This window comes from Mesorhizobium sp. SEMIA396, assembly GCF_024518615.1.
Classification (GTDB): Bacteria; Pseudomonadota; Alphaproteobacteria; order Rhizobiales; family Rhizobiaceae; genus Mesorhizobium.
In genome coordinates, this window is sequence record NZ_JANIFC010000003.1 from 18,739 (window position 1) to 36,663 (window position 17,925).

Sequence of the window (17,925 nt, forward strand, 5' to 3'; positions counted from 1 at the left end):
TTAAGCTGACGTTAATAAATGTGGCAACCACCGATCAGTTTCTAGCAGTCACATGCGCCGTCTCGGGCACCGGGGTCAGCGGACGGCGCTCGGTGAACCAGGACACCAGATTGTCGACGCACAGATCCGCCATGGCGCGGCGGGTGTGGTCCGAGGCCGAGCCGACATGCGGCAGCAGCGAGGTGTTGGGCGCGTCGAGCAGCGCCTTGGGCACATTCGGTTCGTCGGCAAAGACATCGAGGCCGGCGGCGGCGATGGTGCCGTTGGCGAGTGCTGCCGCGAGCGCTGCCTCATCGACCGTGCTGCCGCGGCCGATGTTGACGAAGACGCCGTTGGCGCCAAGCGCCGACAGTATCTCGGCATTGACCGCCTTCTCCGTCGAGGCGCCCCCCGGCGCCACCGAAATCAGCGTATCGACGGCTTCGGCAAGCCCTTTCAGGGTCGCATGATACTGGTAGGAAAGACCTTCGACACGGCGCCGGTTGTGGTAGGCGACCGGCAAGCCAAAAGCTTCCAGACGCCGGGCGATGGCCTGCCCGATGCGGCCCATGCCGAAAATACCCACACTGCGCCCGCGCAAGGTCAGCCGGCTCAGCGGATAGTTGCCCTTGCGCACCCAGCTGCCGTCGCGCAGCCAGGTTTCGGCGCGCGGCAGATCGCGGATGGTGTTGATCAACAGCCCGATCGTGGTGTCGGCGACCTCCTCGGTCAACACGTCGGGCGTGTTGGTGACCATGATGTTCTTCGCTCGGGCATGGCCGACATCGACCGAATCATAGCCGACGCCGAAGGAGGCGATGAGCTCGAGGTTGGGCAGCGCATCCATCATCGCCGCGTTGATGCCGGCAAACGAAGCGATGCCGCGCACATCACTGCGCATCTCGTCGGTGACGAGCGCCGGATCGGCGCGTTCGATTCTGACACGCCTGAACGTACGGTTGATGCGGTCGACCGCATGGTCGTTGAAATCGCCCGGCACCAGGATGGCGACGGTCTGCAACTGTTCGGCCTTGGTCATGCACGCTCCACCGGCTTGCCGGTCGACTGACGCACATGCAGTTCCGGCTTGATCAATTCCTGCGAGGGCCGCACCGTCTGGCCGTTGAGCTTGTCGAGCAACGCGCTGGCGGCGCGGCGGCCAACCTCGCGCTGGCCGTTCCAGACGGTGGTCAGGGCCGGCGTCGCGATCGCCGCCTCTTCGAGGTCGTCATAGCCGGTAACGGAGATGTCGACGCCGGGCACAAGGCCGGCACGGGCAATGCCGTTCATCAGGCCGATGGCGACAAGGTCGTTCCAGCAGCAGGCAGCCGTCGGTCTGTCCTTCAGCGCCAGGAACTGTCCGGCGGCCTCGAAGCCGGCCTGCTTGGTGCGTGGGCCGGCGATGCGCCATGACGGCCTGACTTCCAGCCCGGCCGCCTCCATCGCGTTGACATAGCCCTGGTAGCGGTCACGGCCGGTCGAGGTCTGGTCGGTGCCGCCGATCATGGCGATGCGCTTGTGGCCGAGCGAGATCAGATGGTTGGTGGCAAGGCCTGTTCCATAAGAGTCGTCGCCGCGAAAGACCGGCACGTCGGCACCCTCGACGGTGCGCGCGATCAGCACAGCCGGCAGGCCGTTCTCCTCGGCCATCAGGATGTCGGAAGCCGGCGTGCCGATGGCCGGCGACATGATGACGCCGTCGGCGCCGAGCTGCAAAAGCGTATCGATGAAGGTGCGCTGCTTTTCGAGCTGATCGTAATGATTGGACAGGATGAAGGTCTGCCGGCTGCGGTCGAGCTCGCTTTCGATTGAGCGCAGGATCTCGGCGAAGAACGGGTTCATGATGTCGTGGACGACGACGCCGACAATGCCGGAACGCGAGGTGCGCAGGCTGGCGGCGCGTCGGTTGTAGATATAGCCGATGGCGCGGGCATGTTCCTTGATGCGGTCACGCGTGGTACCGGCAACCAGAGGGCTGTCGCGCAGCGCCAGAGAGACCGTGGCCGTGGACACGCCGAGCGCATCCGCGATCGTCGAAAGCTTGATTTTTTGTGCCAGCGACGTGTGCTCCCCGGACCTGAACTTTCAGACCTAAACTGTTTAAAGGCGGCGTTATGCCACCGATCGGGGGCAAATCAAAGTTTTTTTGCCAACGCCTCGGCCTCGACATCCGAGGCCGCGCGGCTCCGCAGCCGAAGCCTATGCTCGCGATGGACGATGTAGAGACCGCTGGCGACGATGATGGCGGCGCCGACCAATGTCCAGCGGTCGGGAAACTGCTTGAAGACGATCCAGCCGGAAATGATCATCCACACCATCTGCGAATAGGGATAGGGCGCCAAAGCCGTGGTTGTCGCCAGCCGGTAGGCCTGGACCAGCAGCCAGTGACCGACGCCGCCGAACACGCCGAGCATCAGCAGCACGAACCAGTGCCAACCGTCATGCGGCAGGGAAAACGAAAACGGCAGCAGGGGCAGAAGCAGCAGCGCCGGCGCCAGCGCCGAAAACAGGATGAGGCTCTCCGATGTCTCGGTCGCCGACATGCGGCGCGTCATGATGACGTAGAAGCAGTTCGACAGCATCGAGCCGAGCGCGAAGAGATGTCCGATGCCGAAAACGCCGACGCCCGGCCGGGTGATGATGAGGACGCCGGCAAAGGCCGCCAGGATGGCCAGCCAGCGCCGCCAGCCGGCCCACTCGCCAAGCAGCGGACCGGCCAGTGCCGTGATCACCATCGGCCCGAAGAAATAGATCGAGGTGGTCTCGGCCAGTTGCAGGGATTTGAGCGCCAGGACATTGAATATGGTCGATCCGAACAGGAACGCCCCGCGCAGGATATGCGCCGGCAGATTGACCGGACGAAACCGCACCGGTTGGCGCCAGCCGCGCAGCAGCGCGCCGACCAGCACGACATGCACGGCAAAGCGCACCCAGGCAACGACCAGCACGGAAACGCCTGCAAGGACGAGGTATTTGCTTGATGTGTCGAGGAAGGTGAAGAAGACATAGGTGGAAAGCATGCACACGATCGCCACCGGGGGCGTCGCGCTTTCTACATGTCTTTGGGGAGCACTCACTTGCAGGCCGGGTGGGAAGCTGGGCTGGAGCCCACCTTTGCGGGAATTGCCGGCTCCCGGCAAGCCAATTGTCGACTGCCGCGACATGAAAGCCTGCTGGCACAACAAGAGCCGCCGGCAGGTAGTGCCCTGGCTAGGCGTGCATGCGGGCGCCCTTGGTGATCTTGTCGACCAGCTTCTTGTCGGCGCGAAGCGCGATCCCGACCACCTTGGCGTCTTCAGGCGCGAATTCGGCGAAGACGGCGCGATTAGCCGCGTCAAAGCCGGTCGAAAACATTTCCTCGACATAGAGCGGGGTGGTCACGCCGCGCTCCAGCGTGCGCCGGTGGATCGTGCCCAGCGTCGTCTGGTCGGCGGACAAAACGATGACCGGCTGGATCGACAGCGGGTTGTAGAGATTGCCGGCGCGGTCGCGATAGGGTTCACCGATGATATCCGGAAACTGCGCGACGATGCCGCTGGTCAGGAAGGCGGTGACGTTGAGTTTCTGCCAGACCGGCAGATCCTCCCGGAGCACGATTGCAAATTTCGTATCGAACATGAGACACTGGCCATTCGGTTTGTGCCCCAATGCGAGGCTGAAGGAGACGATGTCGCACGATCTAGACAGCCAGGCCTTCAGGGGTCTTGGACGTTTGTGCGTCGATGCAGCGGAAAACTGCATCATCTCGGCCTCCGACCCCGCCGGCATGGAGCGTATTGAGGCGCGTTTCCATGGCAGCGCGTTCGACCTGCATCGCCACGACACCTACTCGATCGGGGTGACGCTGCACGGGGTGCAGACGTTTCGCTATCTCGGCGCTGCGCGCCACAGCCTGCCCGGCCAGATCATCGTGCTGCATCCCGACGAGTTGCACGACGGCGGTGCCGGCACCGAGGACGGATTGCGCTACCGGATGCTCTATCTGGAGCCGTCGCTGATGCTCGACTGCCTCGGCGGCGCTTCGCTGCCTTTTGTCAGGGATGGCGTGGTGACGGACGCCGCCTTTTGCGCAACGTTGCTTTCGGCGCTGGGGCCGCTGGAGCAGGAACTCGACGAGCTGTTCGTCGACGACTTCCTGGCGCAACTGATGCAAAGCCTGACACGGCATGGCGGCCAGTCGGCGAAGCCGATGACCAGGACGGCGTGGCGGGCGGCTGCGCTGGCGCGCGACTATCTCACGGAAAACCTGAACCGGCCGGTGCGTTCCGGCGAACTGGAAGCTGTAACCGGGCTTGATCGCTATGCCTTGTCACGGCATTTCCGTGCCGCTTTCTCCACCAGTCCACATCGCTTCCTGGTGATGCGCCGGCTTCAGCGGGCGCGGCGGATGATCGCCGCCGGCGAACCGTTGGCACAGATCGCGGTCGAAGCCGGCTTCAGCGACCAGAGCCATTTCACAAGGCAATTCAAGAAGGCGTTCGGCATGACACCGGGACGCTGGTCGTCGCTGATCCAGGGCTCTGCCGCGGCGGCTTGATCGCCTGCCGCAACAATCCACCGGTCAGTCGTCCGATTCGGCGTCGTCGTCGATGAGCACCAGTTCCTCGTTCGAGAGGTTGGCCTCGATGCGGGCAAGCAGTTTGAACAGCGACTTCTGGTCCTTCTTGTCGAGGCCCTTCAGCGCCTGCTTTTCGGTCTTCTTCACCGATTTCTCGATAGCGTGGATGATATCGCGGCCGGTATCGGTGAGGAAAATATGCGCCTGACGGGCGTCGGCCGAGGAGGCGCGTTTTTCCAGAAAACCCTGGGCTTGCAGCCGGTTGATTGTCTTGGTGATGGTAGGCGGGCGCACGCCGAGGCGTCCGGCAAGATTGCCCGGCGTCTGGCCGTCCTCACGGTCGAGCGCCAGCATGATCTGATCCTGGCCGGCATAGAAGCCGTGCGCCAGAAGCCGGGCCGCCAGCGCCGTTCTTGCCAGCCTTGCCGCCGAATGCAGCCGGCTCATTGTCGCAGTCTTATCCGCCTTGGCCATGGTCATCCCTCTTCGGCCGTACCGGTGCGGGCAGCATAGAGGCAGCCGGCCGGTTGGCAATCGACGATGAAAAAGATTCCGGAGCTTCAAACAGCTTTGCCGGCAAGCATTGTGGTGTCCGCCGTGGCTAATGCCAGATGTTTATTTCAGTTAGATGACAAACGAATTCCCAGCCGGAATTTTCGCCGCGAGCAAAGTGATGGAGTGACCGCCGCTCAGCCGGACTTCACCGCGATGATCATCAGCGCCTGATAGGCATCCTCCAGCTCGCGCAGCGCAGCCTGCGATTGCGGTCCGGCCCGCCTGGCTATGCCGTCCGCGGCATTCGAGGTGTCGCGCTCGCCCGACCGGTCGTTGTAGGGCGCGACAGCGGTGAAAATCTGCTCGCTGAGGCTGTCCGGGAAGAACAACTGTCCGGTCATCACCGAACTGTCGTCGGGAAAGACCTTGAAATGGATGTGGGTGGTGCGGCCGCGATACCAGCCGGGATAGATCGTGGCGAAGGAAACGATGCCACTCGCGTCGGTCCTTTGCCAACCACGCAGGAAGGTCTGGCCCGAGGTGTCGAGATCGCGGCCATCACCCTGTCCGGGATAGCCGGAATAGGCGCCTTGCGCGTCGCAATGCCAGATGTCGACACGAGCGCCGGCAAGCGGGCGGCAGCCCGCGTCGACAACCTGCAGCCGGACATTAAGGGCAATGCCCTTCTTGCCTTCGGTGACATCGGCGCGTTCTAGCTTCGGATCGAAATAGAACGGTCCCTCGGTCGCCTCGGGCGTGATGGTGCAGACACCGGCGCCGTTTTCGAACATGGCCAGTCCGGCATAGGGTGAAGTCTGGTCTGCTATCGCGGCGGCGGGCAGGAAGGCACCACCGCCGGCGGTGACCGCGATCAAACCGAGCGCCTGGCGCCGGCTCATTGAGAACGAGGATGGCTTGCCGGACATATCTTGCCTCTCGAATTGGCCTCTGTCGCCCTGATCTAGGCGATCACAACGGCTTTCGCCAACGATTCGGCAATGCAGCAAGCCGGTTTGGCCCATCGGTTTGCCCCGTGCAAAAGCCCGGCGCACATCCTATATGGAGCCGACATTCCCTTTTCTCAGGCCGAATTTCCGAGGCCCAGATAATTCGAGGCAAGCCATGAGCGACGCACAGACGCAGATCCCCGTAACCGTTCTCACCGGCTATCTCGGTGCCGGCAAGACGACGCTGCTCAACCGTATCCTGTCGGAAAACCACGGCAGGCGCTACGCCGTCATCGTCAACGAGTTCGGCGAAATCGGCATCGACAACGACCTGATCGTGGAATCCGACGAGGAAATCTACGAGATGAACAATGGCTGCGTCTGCTGCACGGTGCGCGGCGACCTGATCCGTGTCGTCGAGGGCCTGATGCGCCGACCCGGCCGCTTCGATGCCATCGTCGTCGAGACCACCGGGCTCGCCGATCCGGTGCCGGTGGCGCAGACCTTCTTCATGGATGACGACGTGCGCTCCAAGACCAGGCTCGACGCGGTGGTGGCGCTGGTCGACGCCAAGCACCTGCCGCTGCGGCTCAAGGATTCCAGGGAAGCCGAGGACCAGATCGCCTTCGCCGACGTCGTCGTGCTCAACAAGACCGACCTCGTCACATCAGAAGAGCTCGCCAAGGTCGAGGCGACGATCCGCGCCATTAATCCGGCGGCGAAGATCCACCGCACGACCCGAGCCGGCGTCGCCCTGACCGAGGTGCTCGATCGCGGCGCTTTCGACCTGTCGAGGGCGCTGGAAAACGACCCGCATTTCCTTGAGGCGCATGACGATCATCATGATCACGACCACGATCATGATGGCCACGATCATCACCACCATGATCATGACGGGCACCACCATCACGCTCATGCTTCAGACATCCATGACGTGACGGTGCAATCGGTATCGCTGCGCGGCGGCGAGATGGATCCGAAGAAATTCTTCCCATGGATCGAGAAGATCACCCAGATGGAAGGCCCCAACATCCTGCGGCTGAAGGGCATCATCGCGCTCAAGGGCGATGATGAGCGCTATGTCATCCAGGGCGTGCACATGATCATCGAGGGCGACCACCAGCGCGCCTGGAAGGACGGCGAGAAGCATGAGAGCCGGCTGGTGTTCATCGGCAGGGAACTCGACGCCGAGCGGCTGAAGAAGAGTTTTGACGCCTGCCAGGCGGCTTGATTTCCAGACTTTATAGCGCTAGCGCTGCCCCTCCTTCCTTCTCCCCTTGTGGGAGAAGGTGGCCGGGCGAAGCTCGGTCGGATGAGGGGTGTTCCAGCTTGGCGCTGACGGAGATCCGTCACCCACCCCTCAACCGTCTCGGCGCTGCGCGCCGATCCACCTTCTCCCACAAGGGGAGAAGGCCGGCCGCACCCAGCCGCGCTGGCGACCAGCGAGGTTAGACGACCAGCATAAATCTCGAATGGAATAATCTCCCATGCCAACAGTCGCCCCGCTTGATCTCGAAGGCCACTGCATCGCTGCCGTCTTCCTCGGCGACGTGCCGCATTTCGCGATGGCCGACGGCGCCGTCCATCGGCTCGACCATGGCCACAAGACAATTCAGGCCAATGACGGGGTGCTTGCCGCCTTCCATGATGCGGCCAATGACCGGCTGATCACCGGCGGCGAGGACGGCAAGGTGTTTTCCGTGAAAGCGGGCGGCGAGGTCACGGAATTGGCAAGCGCGGCCAAGAAGTGGATCACCAGCGTTGCCGCCGGGCCTCAAGGCGCCATCGCCTATGCCTCAGGCAAGACCGCCTTCGTGCGATTCGCCGACGGCAAGACGAGGGAATTCGTCCATCCGCGTTCGGTCGAGGGGCTGGCCTTCTCGCCCAAGGGCATGCGCTTCGGTGTCGCCCGCTACAATGGCGCGACGCTGCATTTCCCGGCCGCCGAGGGCAAGCCGGTGGAGCTTGAATGGGCCGGCGCCCACACCGGCATCACCTTCTCTCCCGATGGCGCCTTCCTCGTCACCACCATGCAAGAAAACGCATTGCACGGCTGGAAGCTCGCCGACGGCAAGCACATGCGCATGACCGGCTATCCCGGCAAGGTCAAAAGCCTGTCGTGGAGTGTGAAGGGCAAGTGGCTGGCGAGTTCCGGCGCGCCGGCGGCGATCGTCTGGCCGTTTTCAGGCAAGGATGGTCCCATGGGCAAGGCACCGCTGGAGCTCGGCACGCGCGGCAACGCCATGGTGACGGCTGTCGCCTGCCACCCGAGCCAGGATGTCGTTGCCGTCGGCTATGATGACGGCATGGTGATGGCGGTGCGTTTTGCCGACGCCAAGGAAGTGCTGTTGCGACGGCCGGGCAAGGGCGCCATCACCTCGATGATGTGGGACAAGGAAGAACGCCGGGTCGCCTTCGGCAGTGCCGCCGGCGATTGCGGCGTCATCGATATCACGGCCTGACCCCGCTCACTCCGCTCCGCACGACACCTTGCCGCTGATTTCAACCGGTTTGCCGTCCTGGTCCGTATCCGCCGCGGCGTCGTAGACGGCGAGCGTATAGCTCCCGTCGTAGACGCCTTCGTCGCTGGTCTTGGTCAGGATCGTCAGTTCGACCGAATTGATCTTTTGCGCGACCTCGTGCTCGCGATAGATGTTCAGCCGCAATTCCTTGCCGTCGAGCCAGTACTGCGTCAGGTTGGAATCCTCGAACACCGTCTTGCGCAGGCTGTCGCCGGCAGGCCGGCTCAGAATTTCGAGGTTGCCGCGAAAGTTGAAGGTCGGCCCGCCCATGCCTCTGGTGACGCCTGCCTCGACCTCGAATGTCGCCGCCGTGTCCTCGGTGGAGCACCAGATGCCACCCGACGCGAAGGCAGCGCCAGCCGACGACAGAAGCATTGCCACACACATGATCGTTCGCATTTTACCCCTCCACCTCAATTCCCGCTCATATTGGCGCTGACTTCGGCAGCACGGTCAAGCGCCGCCGCCAAAGGCTGAGCCAACGCAGGGCAGATGCGCGGCCAATTGCGGATGCGGACACGGATTGGCTAAGAGGGATCGACCAGAGGGGTTTTCATGCACAGCGACACGTCCAACACGTCCATCGGCGGCATCGGCCGCGACCGCATTGCCGATTTGCGCGAAGCCGAGGGGGCAGCCTTCCGCAAGGCGCGGCCAAAATCGCAAGCCAAGATCGGCAACGGCCTGCCCGGCTTCTTCGGCGGCGTCCCGATGCACTGGATGAACGATTGGCCGACGCCGTTCCCGATCCTGGTCGGCAACGCCAGGGGCGCTACGATCACGGATATCGACGGAAACAAGCTCGACGATTTCTGCCTTGGAGACACCGGCTCGATGTTTGGCCATTCGCCGCCGCCGGTGGCTCGCGCCGTCCGCCGCCAGGCCGGACGCGGCCTGACCTATATGCTGCCTTCGGAAGATGCGCTGGCCATTGGGCCGCTGCTGCAGCAGCGCTTCGGCCTGCCGTTCTGGCAGATCGCGACGACGGCGACCGACGCCAACCGCTTTGCATTGCGTGTTGCCCGTGCCGTCACCGGCCGCGAAAAAATCCTGGTCTTCAACGGCTGCTATCATGGCTCGGTCGACGAAACGATGGTGCGGCTGATCGACGGCAAGCCCGTCAACCGGCCGGGATTGGCGGGCGAGTTCCGCGACTTGACCCGCACGGCCAAGGTCATCGAGTTCAACGATGTTTCAGCACTCGAAGCCGCGCTTAGGGATAAGGACGTCGCCTGCGTCATCGCCGAGCCGGTGCTGACCAATTCCTGCATGGTGCTGGCCGATCCGGGCTACCATGACGCCCTGCGCAAACTGACACGCCAAACCGGCACGCTGCTTCTGATCGACGAGACGCACACGATCTCGACCGGCCCCGGCGGCTACACGAGGAAATATGGTCTCGACCCGGACTTCTTCGTGCTGGGCAAGCCGATCGCCGGCGGCGTGCCGGCCAGTGTCTGGGGCATGAGCGACGACGTTGCCTCACGCTACGCGGATTACAACAGGACCAAGGAGCCGGGCTATTCCGGCATGGGCACGACACTCTCGGCCAACCCGCTGCAGTTCGCGGCGATGCGCGCCACGCTCGAAGAGGTGATGACGCAGGAAAACTACGACCGCATGGATCATCTGGCGCGGCGGCTCGATGCCGGGCTGACCGGCGTGATCGATCGCTATCGCCTGCCCTGGCATGTTTCCCGCGTCGGCGCTCGTGTCGAGTTCATCTGTGCGCCCGGTCCGCTACGCAATGGCGCCGAGGCGGAAATGGCGCATGCACCGGAACTGGAGGCCGCCATCCATGTCGCGCTGGTCAATCGCGGCGTGCTGATCGCACCCTTCCACAACATGATGCTGATCTCGCCGGCGACCTCGGCTGCCCAGGTCAACCGGCTGATCACCGCCTTCGGCGCGGTTGCGGCGAAGCTTGCGGCATGAGACAAGCGGCGATGGACCACCCCAACGCCATGATAACCTCACCTTCGGGCTCGACACCTGCCGAGGCGCACGCCTTTCTCGGCGCCCATCCCGAGATCGAGGCCTTCGATATCGTGCTGACCGATGCCAATGGCGTCGGCCGTGGCAAGATCGTGCGCCGGCATGAACTGAAGAGCATCTTCGAGGGCGGCCGCCATATGCCGATCTCGATCCTCGGCCTCGACATCACCGGCGAGGATGTGCACGAGACCGGACTGATCTGGACGACCGGTGATGGCGACCTCAGGGCATGGCCGATCCCCGGCACGCTGGTGCCGCTCTACGGTACGAGCCCGCCCCGCGGCCAGTTGCTGATGGCGATGTACATGCTCGACGGCCGACCGATGTCGTCGGATCCGCGCCTGGCGCTGGCTCGGCAGGTGGAGATCCTGGCGGCCAAAGGTCTCTATCCGGCCGGCGCCTTCGAGCTCGAATTCTTCCTGCTGGCCAATGAGCGCGACGCCGACGGCAAGGTGCAGCCGGCGCGCGCGGTGCTCGATGGCCGCGTCTCGGGCAAGACCGAAGTGTATTCGGTCGACCATCTGCACGGCATGGAGCCGCTGTTCTCCGACATCTATGCCGCGGCCAAGGCGCAAGGCATTCCGGCCGAGACGGTGATTTCCGAATATGCGCCCGGCCAGTACGAATTGACGCTGAACTACCGCAAGGATGTGATGCGGGCGGCCGACGATCTGGTCATGCTGAAGCGGCTTGTGCGGGCGCAGGCGCGCCGCCACGGCGTCACCGCCTGTTTCATGGCCAAGCCGATCGAGAAATATGCCGGCTCGGGCATGCATTTCCATGTTTCGCTGCAGGACAAGGCCGGCCGAAACGTCTTTGCCGAAGCTGGGGGCGAGAGCTGGTCGCTGCCGCTGCTGCAGGGGCTCGGCGGCCTGATCCAGACCATGGCGGAATCGATGCTGGTGTTTGCACCGCATGCCAATTCCTGGCGGCGTTTCGTCTCGCAATCCTATGCGCCGGTGGCGCCGACCTGGGGCGTCAACAACCGCTCGGTGGCGCTGCGCGTGCCGGCCGGCGACGCCAAGAACCGGCGCATCGAACACCGGCCGTCCGGCGTCGACGCCAATCCCTACCTGATCGCCGCAACCGTGCTCGCCGGAATCATCAAGGGCATGGACGAAGGTCTCGATCCGGGACCCGAAACGACCGGCAACGGCTATGAGGCAGCGGTCACGCGCACGACCATGCCTGTCGACTGGCGCGCCGCGATCGAAGCGGCGCGGACGTCCAGCTTCCTGAAGAACGCGCTCGGCGAGGACCTGCACCGGACCTTCGTGGCGATCAAACAGTCCGAATATCTGCGGGTGGCACGCACGGTCAGCGAGTTGGATTACCACCTCTATCTGCACGAGGTTTGATGGATTCATGATGGGCGGCGATCACTTTTTCGCCGCCTCCATCAAATGAGGTAGCGGATCTCCTGTTTAGAACATATCATGAACAGATGAGCGCACTTACCGTCCGTGAAAAGCTGGCGATCCTCTCCGACGCCGCCAAATACGATGCCTCTTGCGCCTCTTCCGGTGCAGCGAAAAAGGACTCGCTGAAATCAGGCGGCATCGGCTCCACCGAGGGCATGGGCATCTGCCATTCCTATGCGCCGGATGGCCGCTGCATTTCCCTTCTCAAGGTCCTGCTGACCAATTTCTGCATCTACGATTGCAGCTATTGCATCAACCGCTCGTCGTCCAATGTGCGGCGCGCCCGTTTCACCGTCGACGAGGTGGTGAAGCTGACCATGGACTTCTACCGGCGCAACTATATCGAAGGCCTGTTCCTGTCCTCGGGCGTCGTCCGCTCGCCGGACGAGACCATGGGCGAGATGGTCGAGGTGGCACGCCGACTGCGCGTGGAGGAGAAGTTCTCCGGCTACATTCATCTGAAGACGATCCCGGAAAGTTCGGCGGAACTGGTCGAGAAGGCAGGGCTTTATGCCGACCGGCTATCGATCAATGTCGAACTGCCGACCGACGAGGGTGTGAAGCGGTTGGCGCCCGAGAAGAAGCCGGAGACAATCCGGCTTTCCATGGCCAGGCTGCGCCAGAAGATGGAGGAGAAGGCCGAGCCGACTTTGAAGACCAGAAAGCGCGAACGCTTTGCGCCGGGCGGCCAGTCGACTCAGATGATCATCGGCGCCGACAAGACATCCGACGACGGCATCCTTCACACCAGCGCGCGGCTCTATGGCAGCTATCATCTGCGGCGCGTCTATTACTCGGCTTTCAGCCCGATTCCGGATTCGTCATCGTCGCTGCCCTTGCTGAAACCACCGCTGATGCGCGAACACCGGCTCTATCAGGCCGACTGGCTGATGCGGTTCTATGGGTTTTCGCAGCCGGAAATCCTCGCCGGGAGCAGCGACGGCATGCTCGATCTCGCCATCGACCCGAAGCTCGCCTGGGCGCTGCGCAACCGGGGGCAGTTTCCGGTCGACATCAACCGCGCCGACCGCGAAGCTCTGCTGCGGGTGCCGGGTCTCGGCACCAAGGTGGTGGCAAAGATTTTGGAGACGCGCCGGCATCGGCGCATGCGGCTCGAGGATGTCGGGCGGGTCTGCCAGTCGATCGCCAAGCTCAGGCCGTTCATCATCGCCGAAGGCTGGTCGCCTGGTGCGCTGACCGACAAGGCCGGCCTGCGCGACAGGATCGCCCCCTCCTGCGAACAATTATCGTTGTTCTGATCATGCGGCCAGCTGAACTTGATCTCGCCAGATACAGTGTACGGCTCGACAGCGAGACGGATTTTGCCGGCTGGCGTGACGCGGCACGGCGGCTGGCCCTGAATGAGGTCAGGCCCGAGGACGTCGGCTGGCATGTCGCGCCGGGCTCCGATCAGGCAGAATTGCCTGAAGTGCCTGCGGGCGCGCAACTCGCCGTGCCGCGCGACTTCATCGGGCATGCCGAAACGGCGTTCTGTCATTCCGATCCCGGCCGGTTTGCCTTTCTCTACCGCATGCTTTGGCGATTGCGCGATGAGCCTAAACTGCTGGAAATCGCGTCGGATCCCGACACCAGGCGGCTTGAGGCCATGGAAAAGGCGGTGCGGCGCGACAGCCACAAGATGCACGCCTTCGTACGCTTCCGGAAAATCGGCGACGGTGCCGATGAGCGCTATGTCGCCTGGTTCGAGCCGGATCATTTCATCGTCGAGCGCAACGCCGATTTCTTCGTCAGGCGTTTCACCGGCATGCGCTGGACGATCCTGACGCCCTATGCCTCCGCCGACTGGGATGGCGAAAGGCTGGCGATCGGGCCGGGCGCGGCCAAGGGCGATGCGCCTGATCAGGACGATACCGAGGCGCTGTGGCGCATCTATTTCGAGAACATCTTCAACCCGGCACGGCTGAAGGTGAAAGCCATGCAGAAGGAGATGCCGAAGAAATATTGGCGGAACCTTCCCGAGGCCTCGCTCATTCCAGACATGATCGCAGGAGCGGACAAGGCCGCCAAGGACATGATTGCGAAGATGCCGACAACACCCGCGCCGCACCACGCCAAGGTGCAGGCACGGCATTGGCCGAAGCAGCCCGCCGAAGCACCGGAAGATGATGCAGACACGATTCCCGAGTTGCGTGAGGTAGCGAAAGGCTGCCGCCGCTGCCCGCTGTGGCGCGACGCGACGCAGACCGTCTTCGGTGAAGGCCCCGACAATGCCAAGGTGATCTTCGTCGGCGAACAGCCAGGCGATCAGGAGGATCTCGCCGGCAAACCTTTCGTTGGTCCGGCCGGCAAGGTGTTCGATGCGATCCTGGATGATGCCGGTGTCGATCGGCAAAAGGTCTATGTCACCAACGCGGTCAAGCACTTCAAGTTCGAGCCGCGCGGCAAGCGCCGCATCCACTCCAAGCCGAATTCCGGTGAGATTCAGGCCTGCCGCTGGTGGATCGACCAGGAATTCGAGCTGATCAAGCCGAACCTCGCCGTGGCACTCGGCGCGACGGCGGCGATGTCGCTGCTCGGCAAGGCGATCCCGGTGACAAAGATGCGCGGACAAGTGATCGAGCGCGAGGACGGATTGCGCGTGTTCATCACCATCCATCCCTCCTTCATTCTGCGCATCCGCGAGTCCGCGGACAAGGAGGCTGAACGCGAACGGTTTCTGCAGGATATGAAGCTGGTGAAGCGGCTGATGGCCGCCTGATCAGTCTGTTTTCGCAATTCCGGACGGAAAACCGCTTCACACTTTTCCTGGAATTGCTTCAGCTACCTGATCAGAATCGCCCTGAGATCGTTGACATTCGTGCCGGTCGGGCCGGGTACGAAGAGATCGCCAACCGCGTTGAAGGCCGTCCAGGCATTGTTGCCGGCAAGCATGGCCTTGGCATCGACACCGGCCGAGCGCATGCGCGACACGGTCGAGCCATCGGCGAAGGCGCCGGCATTGTCTTCCGAACCGTCGATGCCATCGGTGTCGGCGGCCAATGCGTGGATGCCTTCGACGCCGTTGATGCCTATGGCGAAAGCCAGCAGGAATTCCGAGTTGCGGCCGCCCTTGCCTTTCGCCCGCAGGGTCACGGTTGTCTCGCCGCCCGATAAGATGAGCACCGGCTTCGAAAATGGTCGGTTGCGCGTCGCCACTTCGCGCGCGATCGCGGCATGGACGCCGCCCACCTCGCGCGCTTCGCCCTCGATGGCATCGGAGAGGATAACGGCCTCGACACCCTGCCGTTTCGCTTCCGCAGCGGCGGCTTCCAGCGATACCCCGGCCGAAGCGACCAGATGCACCTCGTTGCGCGAAAAACGCTCGTCGTCCGGGCTTGGCGCATCGGCGGCCGGCGAATTGATATGCGCCATCACCGAGGCCGGCAGTTTCATGCGATAGGCCGATATCGAGGCCAGCGCGTCGGCGCGGCTGCCTGTATCCGGTACGGTTGGGCCGGAGGCGACCATTGCCGGATTGTCGCCGGGAATATCGGAGACGATCAGCGACACCACCCTGGCCGGCCATGCGGCCGCTGCCAGCCTGCCGCCCTTGATGGTGGAAAGGTGCTTGCGGATGGTGTTCATCGCCGCGATCGGCGCACCAGAGGCGAGCAGCGCCTCATTGACGGCGATCTCGTCGGCCAGCGTCAAGCCGCCGGCGGGCGACGGCAACAGCGCCGAGCCGCCGCCGGAAATCAGCGCCACCACCAGGTCATCCTCAGTCAGATTCTGGACCTTGGCGAGCAGGCGCCGCGAGGCTTCCAGACCGGCAGCGTCCGGCACCGGATGAGCCGCCTCGATGATCTCGATGCGCTCGCAGGTCGCGCCATAGCCATAGCGGGTGACGACCAGCCCTTCGATGGGGCCGTCCCACGCTTTCTCGAACGCTGCCGCCATCTGCGCCGAGCCTTTGCCCGCGCCGATGACAATGGTGCGGCCCTTCGGCTTGGCCGGCAGATGATCCCGGATGGTTCGTTCCGGGTCGGCGGCGGCGATGGCGGCGTTGAAGATGGAGGTCAGGAATGCCTTGGGATCGAGCACGGTCATTCGGCGTCCCGAGGCAATGCCAGGCCGCGCTTGTCGACGCCCAAATGATCGCATAGCGCATCTACGACGACGCCGTGATCCTCGCGCTCCGGCAGTCCGGAGACGGCGATCACCCCGATGACGCCGGCGCCCTTGACGGTCACCGGAAAGCCACCGCCGGCCAGCACGTAGTCGGCAATATCCAGCCCTTCGCCGATCTTGAAGCTGCGGTCCGGGCGCTGCTGTTCCAACACCATACGATAGGTGCTTCTCAGGAACCGCTTGACCACATTGGTCTTGCGTCGCGCCCAGTCGGGGTTCGAGGCGTTCGAACCCGGCATCGCGGCGTAGAACAGCGGCCGATCCCACAGCCTGATATCGACAATGATGGGCATGGCCTCGGCCAGTGCCCGCTCACGGATCGCCGCGCCGATCTCGAAGGCGACGGCCTCGTCGAAGGCCGGGAAGACCAGCGTCTCTTCCTGCTTCTGGATCAGAGCGATGTCGTCCGCAGCGGCCATTTTCTTTCTCCGAAGTCAGTCACAAATCGTGTGTACGACAAGCTCCGCCCGGTCAAGCTTCCGTCGCGGCGATCGTGTTGCCCCGCCAGGGTCGACCCCCACTCCGTCGAGCTGCGGTCCTCTCCCCTCGGGGTGAGGGGGTCTCACCCCGCGATCATATCCGCCTTGGCTGGCCGCCCCGCCACATAAACTTCGCGGACAGTGCGGTCGTCGCCCAGCGTCTGAAGCAGGAAAAGTTCCTGCGCCAGCGTCTCGACAGTCTCCATCCTGAGCCGCATCGCCGGCGTTGCCCTGGCGTCGAGCACGACGATGTCGGCATCGGTGCCCTCGTCCAGCGTGCCGATCTTGTCGGCCACCGACAGCGCCTCGGCATTGCCGCGCGTCATCTGCCAGAAGGACTGGAGCGGGTTGAGCTTCTCGCCGTTCAGCGCGATCACCTTGTAGCCCTCGTCCATGGTGCGCAGCATGGAGTAGTTGGTGCCGCCGCCGACATCGGTGGCGGCGGCGATCCGGATCGGCTTTTCGCGGCGACGAAAGCGCTGATAGTCGAACAGGCCGGAGCCGAGGAACAGGTTGGAAGTCGGGCAGAACACCGCCACCGAGCCACTGTCGGAAAGCGCATCCGCTTCGCGCTCCGAGAGATGGATGCAGTGCCCGAACAGGCTCTTTTTGCCCAACAGCCCGTAGTGCTCGTAAACGTCGGTATAGTCGCGCGACCACGGGTAGAGTTCCTGCGTGAAAGCGATTTCGGCGTGGTTTTCCGACAGATGCGTCTGCATGTGCAAATCGGGATGTTCGCGGCACAGCGCGCCCGCCATCTCCATCTGCTCCGGCGACGAGGTGATGGCGAAGCGCGGCGTGATGGCGTAGTGCTGCCGTCCCTTGCCGTGCCATTCCTTGATCAGCGCCTTCGTGTCGTCGTAACCCGATTGCGGCGTGTCGAGCACGCCGTCGGGCGCATTGCGATCCATCATCACCTTGCCGGCGATGTTGAGCATATTGCGGTCATGCGATTCGGCAAAGAAGGCCTCCGCCGAAGCCTTGTGCACCGAACAGTAGGCGGCAACCGTCGTCGTGCCATGGCGCACCATTTCGTCGAGGAACAGCCGCGCGATGCGGCGGCCGTGCTGGGCGTTGGCGAACTTCGTTTCCTCCGGAAAAGTGTAGGTTTTCAACCAGTCGAGCAGTTCTGCCCCATAGGAGGCGATGACCTGCATCTGCGGAAAATGCACATGCGCATCGATGAAGCCGGGCAGCAGCAGATGCGGCCGGTGGTCGATTTTCTTCGCCGTCTTGCCGGCCTGCTTTTCAACATCGGCATAGGTGCCCGCAGCGACGATCCGGCCGTCGCGGATCAGCAGGCCGCCGTCCTCCTCGTAGCGCCAGGCGGAATGATCGTCGATGGTCTGCGGCCAGCGCACGAAGGACAGCGTGCGGCCGCGCAGAAGTGTCGAGTTCATG

Annotated in this window: 18 protein-coding genes; 8 read left to right on the plus strand and 10 right to left on the minus strand. The window is 63.5% G+C overall.

Translation table 11 applies throughout. The annotated features are described in order from the left end of the window. Positions 1-34: 34 nt before the first annotated feature. From NP503_RS09545 to NP503_RS09560, 4 genes are all read right to left on the minus strand, one after another. The gene (locus NP503_RS09545; RefSeq protein ID WP_127266507.1) at positions 35-1,018 is read right to left on the minus strand and encodes a 2-hydroxyacid dehydrogenase; all 984 of its coding nucleotides are present in this window, start codon (positions 1,016-1,018) and stop codon (positions 35-37) included. Next, complete coding sequence (locus NP503_RS09550) at positions 1,015-2,037, minus strand: LacI family DNA-binding transcriptional regulator (protein WP_081738944.1); 1,023 nt, start codon at positions 2,035-2,037, stop codon at positions 1,015-1,017. Before NP503_RS09550 ends, NP503_RS09545 begins: the two co-directional genes overlap by 4 nt. Before the next feature lie 77 nt (positions 2,038-2,114). Further along, positions 2,115-2,999 (minus strand): DMT family transporter, encoded by an 885-nt coding sequence (locus NP503_RS09555; RefSeq protein ID WP_164748949.1) that lies wholly within the window; start codon positions 2,997-2,999, stop codon positions 2,115-2,117. A 190-nt stretch (positions 3,000-3,189) separates the two neighbouring features. Then, a complete protein-coding gene (locus NP503_RS09560) occupies positions 3,190-3,597 on the minus strand; it encodes a DUF2000 family protein (protein WP_127266505.1) in 408 nt (135 codons plus the stop codon). A 49-nt stretch (positions 3,598-3,646) separates the two neighbouring features. Here NP503_RS09560 and NP503_RS09565 point away from each other — a divergent pair, with 49 nt between their 5' ends. Continuing rightward, the gene (locus tag NP503_RS09565; protein WP_127266504.1) at positions 3,647-4,516 is read left to right on the plus strand and encodes an AraC family transcriptional regulator; all 870 of its coding nucleotides are present in this window, start codon (positions 3,647-3,649) and stop codon (positions 4,514-4,516) included. Between the two features lie 24 nt (positions 4,517-4,540). On the opposite strand, the gene NP503_RS09570 is transcribed toward NP503_RS09565, so the two are convergent. Then, on the minus strand, positions 4,541-5,011 hold the full coding sequence (locus NP503_RS09570; RefSeq protein WP_127266503.1) for a MarR family winged helix-turn-helix transcriptional regulator: 471 nt from the start codon (positions 5,009-5,011) through the stop codon (positions 4,541-4,543). A 66-nt stretch (positions 5,012-5,077) separates the two neighbouring features. On the opposite strand from NP503_RS09570, the gene NP503_RS09575 reads away from it, so the two are divergent. Further along, positions 5,078-5,263 carry a hypothetical protein gene (locus tag NP503_RS09575; protein ID WP_127266502.1) on the plus strand — a complete coding sequence of 62 codons (186 nt, stop codon included), beginning with the start codon at positions 5,078-5,080 and terminating at the stop codon, positions 5,261-5,263. Here the strand turns inward: NP503_RS09575 and NP503_RS09580 are convergent. Next, positions 5,227-5,958 (minus strand): intradiol ring-cleavage dioxygenase, encoded by a 732-nt coding sequence (locus NP503_RS09580; protein ID WP_127266501.1) that lies wholly within the window; start codon positions 5,956-5,958, stop codon positions 5,227-5,229. The genes NP503_RS09575 and NP503_RS09580 overlap by 37 nt on opposite strands. 196 nt (positions 5,959-6,154) lie before the next feature. On the opposite strand from NP503_RS09580, the gene NP503_RS09585 reads away from it, so the two are divergent. After that, complete coding sequence (locus NP503_RS09585) at positions 6,155-7,210, plus strand: GTP-binding protein (protein ID WP_127266500.1); 1,056 nt, start codon at positions 6,155-6,157, stop codon at positions 7,208-7,210. 256 nt (positions 7,211-7,466) lie between these two features. After that, positions 7,467-8,441: a WD40 repeat domain-containing protein gene (locus NP503_RS09590; protein ID WP_127266499.1), complete on the plus strand. Its 975-nt coding sequence runs from the start codon at positions 7,467-7,469 to the stop codon at positions 8,439-8,441. A gap of 6 nt (positions 8,442-8,447) precedes the next feature. Here the strand turns inward: NP503_RS09590 and NP503_RS09595 are convergent, their stop codons facing one another. After that, positions 8,448-8,900, minus strand: coding sequence for a hypothetical protein (locus NP503_RS09595; RefSeq protein WP_127266498.1), 453 nt, complete (start codon positions 8,898-8,900; stop codon positions 8,448-8,450). A gap of 156 nt (positions 8,901-9,056) precedes the next feature. Between NP503_RS09595 and NP503_RS09600 the strand changes: the two genes are divergently transcribed. The 4 genes from NP503_RS09600 to NP503_RS09615 all read left to right on the plus strand — a co-directional run bounded on the left by NP503_RS09600 (position 9,057) and on the right by NP503_RS09615 (position 14,636). Further along, the gene (locus tag NP503_RS09600) at positions 9,057-10,436 is read left to right on the plus strand and encodes an aspartate aminotransferase family protein (protein WP_127266497.1); all 1,380 of its coding nucleotides are present in this window, start codon (positions 9,057-9,059) and stop codon (positions 10,434-10,436) included. After that, the gene (locus tag NP503_RS09605) at positions 10,433-11,854 is read left to right on the plus strand and encodes a glutamine synthetase family protein (RefSeq protein ID WP_372958882.1); all 1,422 of its coding nucleotides are present in this window, start codon (positions 10,433-10,435) and stop codon (positions 11,852-11,854) included. Before NP503_RS09600 ends, NP503_RS09605 begins: the two co-directional genes overlap by 4 nt. An 86-nt stretch (positions 11,855-11,940) precedes the next feature. Then, a complete protein-coding gene (locus tag NP503_RS09610) occupies positions 11,941-13,176 on the plus strand; it encodes a putative DNA modification/repair radical SAM protein (protein WP_127266496.1) in 1,236 nt (411 codons plus the stop codon). Positions 13,177-13,178: 2 nt separating this feature from the next. Next, positions 13,179-14,636 carry a UdgX family uracil-DNA binding protein gene (locus NP503_RS09615; protein WP_127266495.1) on the plus strand — a complete coding sequence of 486 codons (1,458 nt, stop codon included), beginning with the start codon at positions 13,179-13,181 and terminating at the stop codon, positions 14,634-14,636. A gap of 62 nt (positions 14,637-14,698) precedes the next feature. Here NP503_RS09615 and NP503_RS09620 read toward each other — a convergent pair whose 3' ends face one another. The 3 genes from NP503_RS09620 to guaD form a co-directional block, all read right to left on the minus strand. Beyond that, a complete protein-coding gene (locus tag NP503_RS09620; RefSeq protein WP_127266494.1) occupies positions 14,699-15,964 on the minus strand; it encodes a glycerate kinase in 1,266 nt (421 codons plus the stop codon). Beyond that, positions 15,961-16,464, minus strand: coding sequence for a heme-degrading domain-containing protein (locus NP503_RS09625; RefSeq protein ID WP_127266493.1), 504 nt, complete (start codon positions 16,462-16,464; stop codon positions 15,961-15,963). The genes NP503_RS09620 and NP503_RS09625 overlap by 4 nt, the downstream gene beginning before the upstream one ends. Positions 16,465-16,607: 143 nt before the next feature. Next, positions 16,608-17,924 carry a guanine deaminase gene (gene guaD / locus NP503_RS09630; RefSeq protein WP_127266492.1) on the minus strand — a complete coding sequence of 439 codons (1,317 nt, stop codon included), beginning with the start codon at positions 17,922-17,924 and terminating at the stop codon, positions 16,608-16,610. Position 17,925: the final 1 nt, after the last annotated feature.

What these genes read in the sequence shown, in the direction of transcription:
- NP503_RS09555 (WP_164748949.1), bottom strand. Translation starts at nt 2,999, where the DNA reads ATGCTTTCCACCTATGTCTTCTTCACCTTCCTCGACACATCAAGCAAA.
- NP503_RS09580 (WP_127266501.1), bottom strand. Translation starts at nt 5,958, where the DNA reads ATGTCCGGCAAGCCATCCTCGTTCTCAATGAGCCGGCGCCAGGCGCTC.
- NP503_RS09575 (WP_127266502.1), top strand. Translation starts at nt 5,078, where the DNA reads ATGAAAAAGATTCCGGAGCTTCAAACAGCTTTGCCGGCAAGCATTGTG.
- NP503_RS09565 (WP_127266504.1), top strand. Translation starts at nt 3,647, where the DNA reads ATGTCGCACGATCTAGACAGCCAGGCCTTCAGGGGTCTTGGACGTTTG.
- NP503_RS09620 (WP_127266494.1), bottom strand. Translation starts at nt 15,964, where the DNA reads ATGACCGTGCTCGATCCCAAGGCATTCCTGACCTCCATCTTCAACGCC.
- NP503_RS09570 (WP_127266503.1), bottom strand. Translation starts at nt 5,011, where the DNA reads ATGGCCAAGGCGGATAAGACTGCGACAATGAGCCGGCTGCATTCGGCG.
- NP503_RS09625 (WP_127266493.1), bottom strand. Translation starts at nt 16,464, where the DNA reads ATGGCCGCTGCGGACGACATCGCTCTGATCCAGAAGCAGGAAGAGACG.
- NP503_RS09560 (WP_127266505.1), bottom strand. Translation starts at nt 3,597, where the DNA reads ATGTTCGATACGAAATTTGCAATCGTGCTCCGGGAGGATCTGCCGGTC.
- NP503_RS09615 (WP_127266495.1), top strand. Translation starts at nt 13,179, where the DNA reads ATGCGGCCAGCTGAACTTGATCTCGCCAGATACAGTGTACGGCTCGAC.
- NP503_RS09600 (WP_127266497.1), top strand. Translation starts at nt 9,057, where the DNA reads ATGCACAGCGACACGTCCAACACGTCCATCGGCGGCATCGGCCGCGAC.
- NP503_RS09605 (WP_372958882.1), top strand. Translation starts at nt 10,433, where the DNA reads ATGAGACAAGCGGCGATGGACCACCCCAACGCCATGATAACCTCACCT.
- NP503_RS09610 (WP_127266496.1), top strand. Translation starts at nt 11,941, where the DNA reads ATGAGCGCACTTACCGTCCGTGAAAAGCTGGCGATCCTCTCCGACGCC.
- NP503_RS09545 (WP_127266507.1), bottom strand. Translation starts at nt 1,018, where the DNA reads ATGACCAAGGCCGAACAGTTGCAGACCGTCGCCATCCTGGTGCCGGGC.
- guaD (WP_127266492.1), bottom strand. Translation starts at nt 17,924, where the DNA reads ATGAACTCGACACTTCTGCGCGGCCGCACGCTGTCCTTCGTGCGCTGG.
- NP503_RS09585 (WP_127266500.1), top strand. Translation starts at nt 6,155, where the DNA reads ATGAGCGACGCACAGACGCAGATCCCCGTAACCGTTCTCACCGGCTAT.
- NP503_RS09595 (WP_127266498.1), bottom strand. Translation starts at nt 8,900, where the DNA reads ATGCGAACGATCATGTGTGTGGCAATGCTTCTGTCGTCGGCTGGCGCT.
- NP503_RS09590 (WP_127266499.1), top strand. Translation starts at nt 7,467, where the DNA reads ATGCCAACAGTCGCCCCGCTTGATCTCGAAGGCCACTGCATCGCTGCC.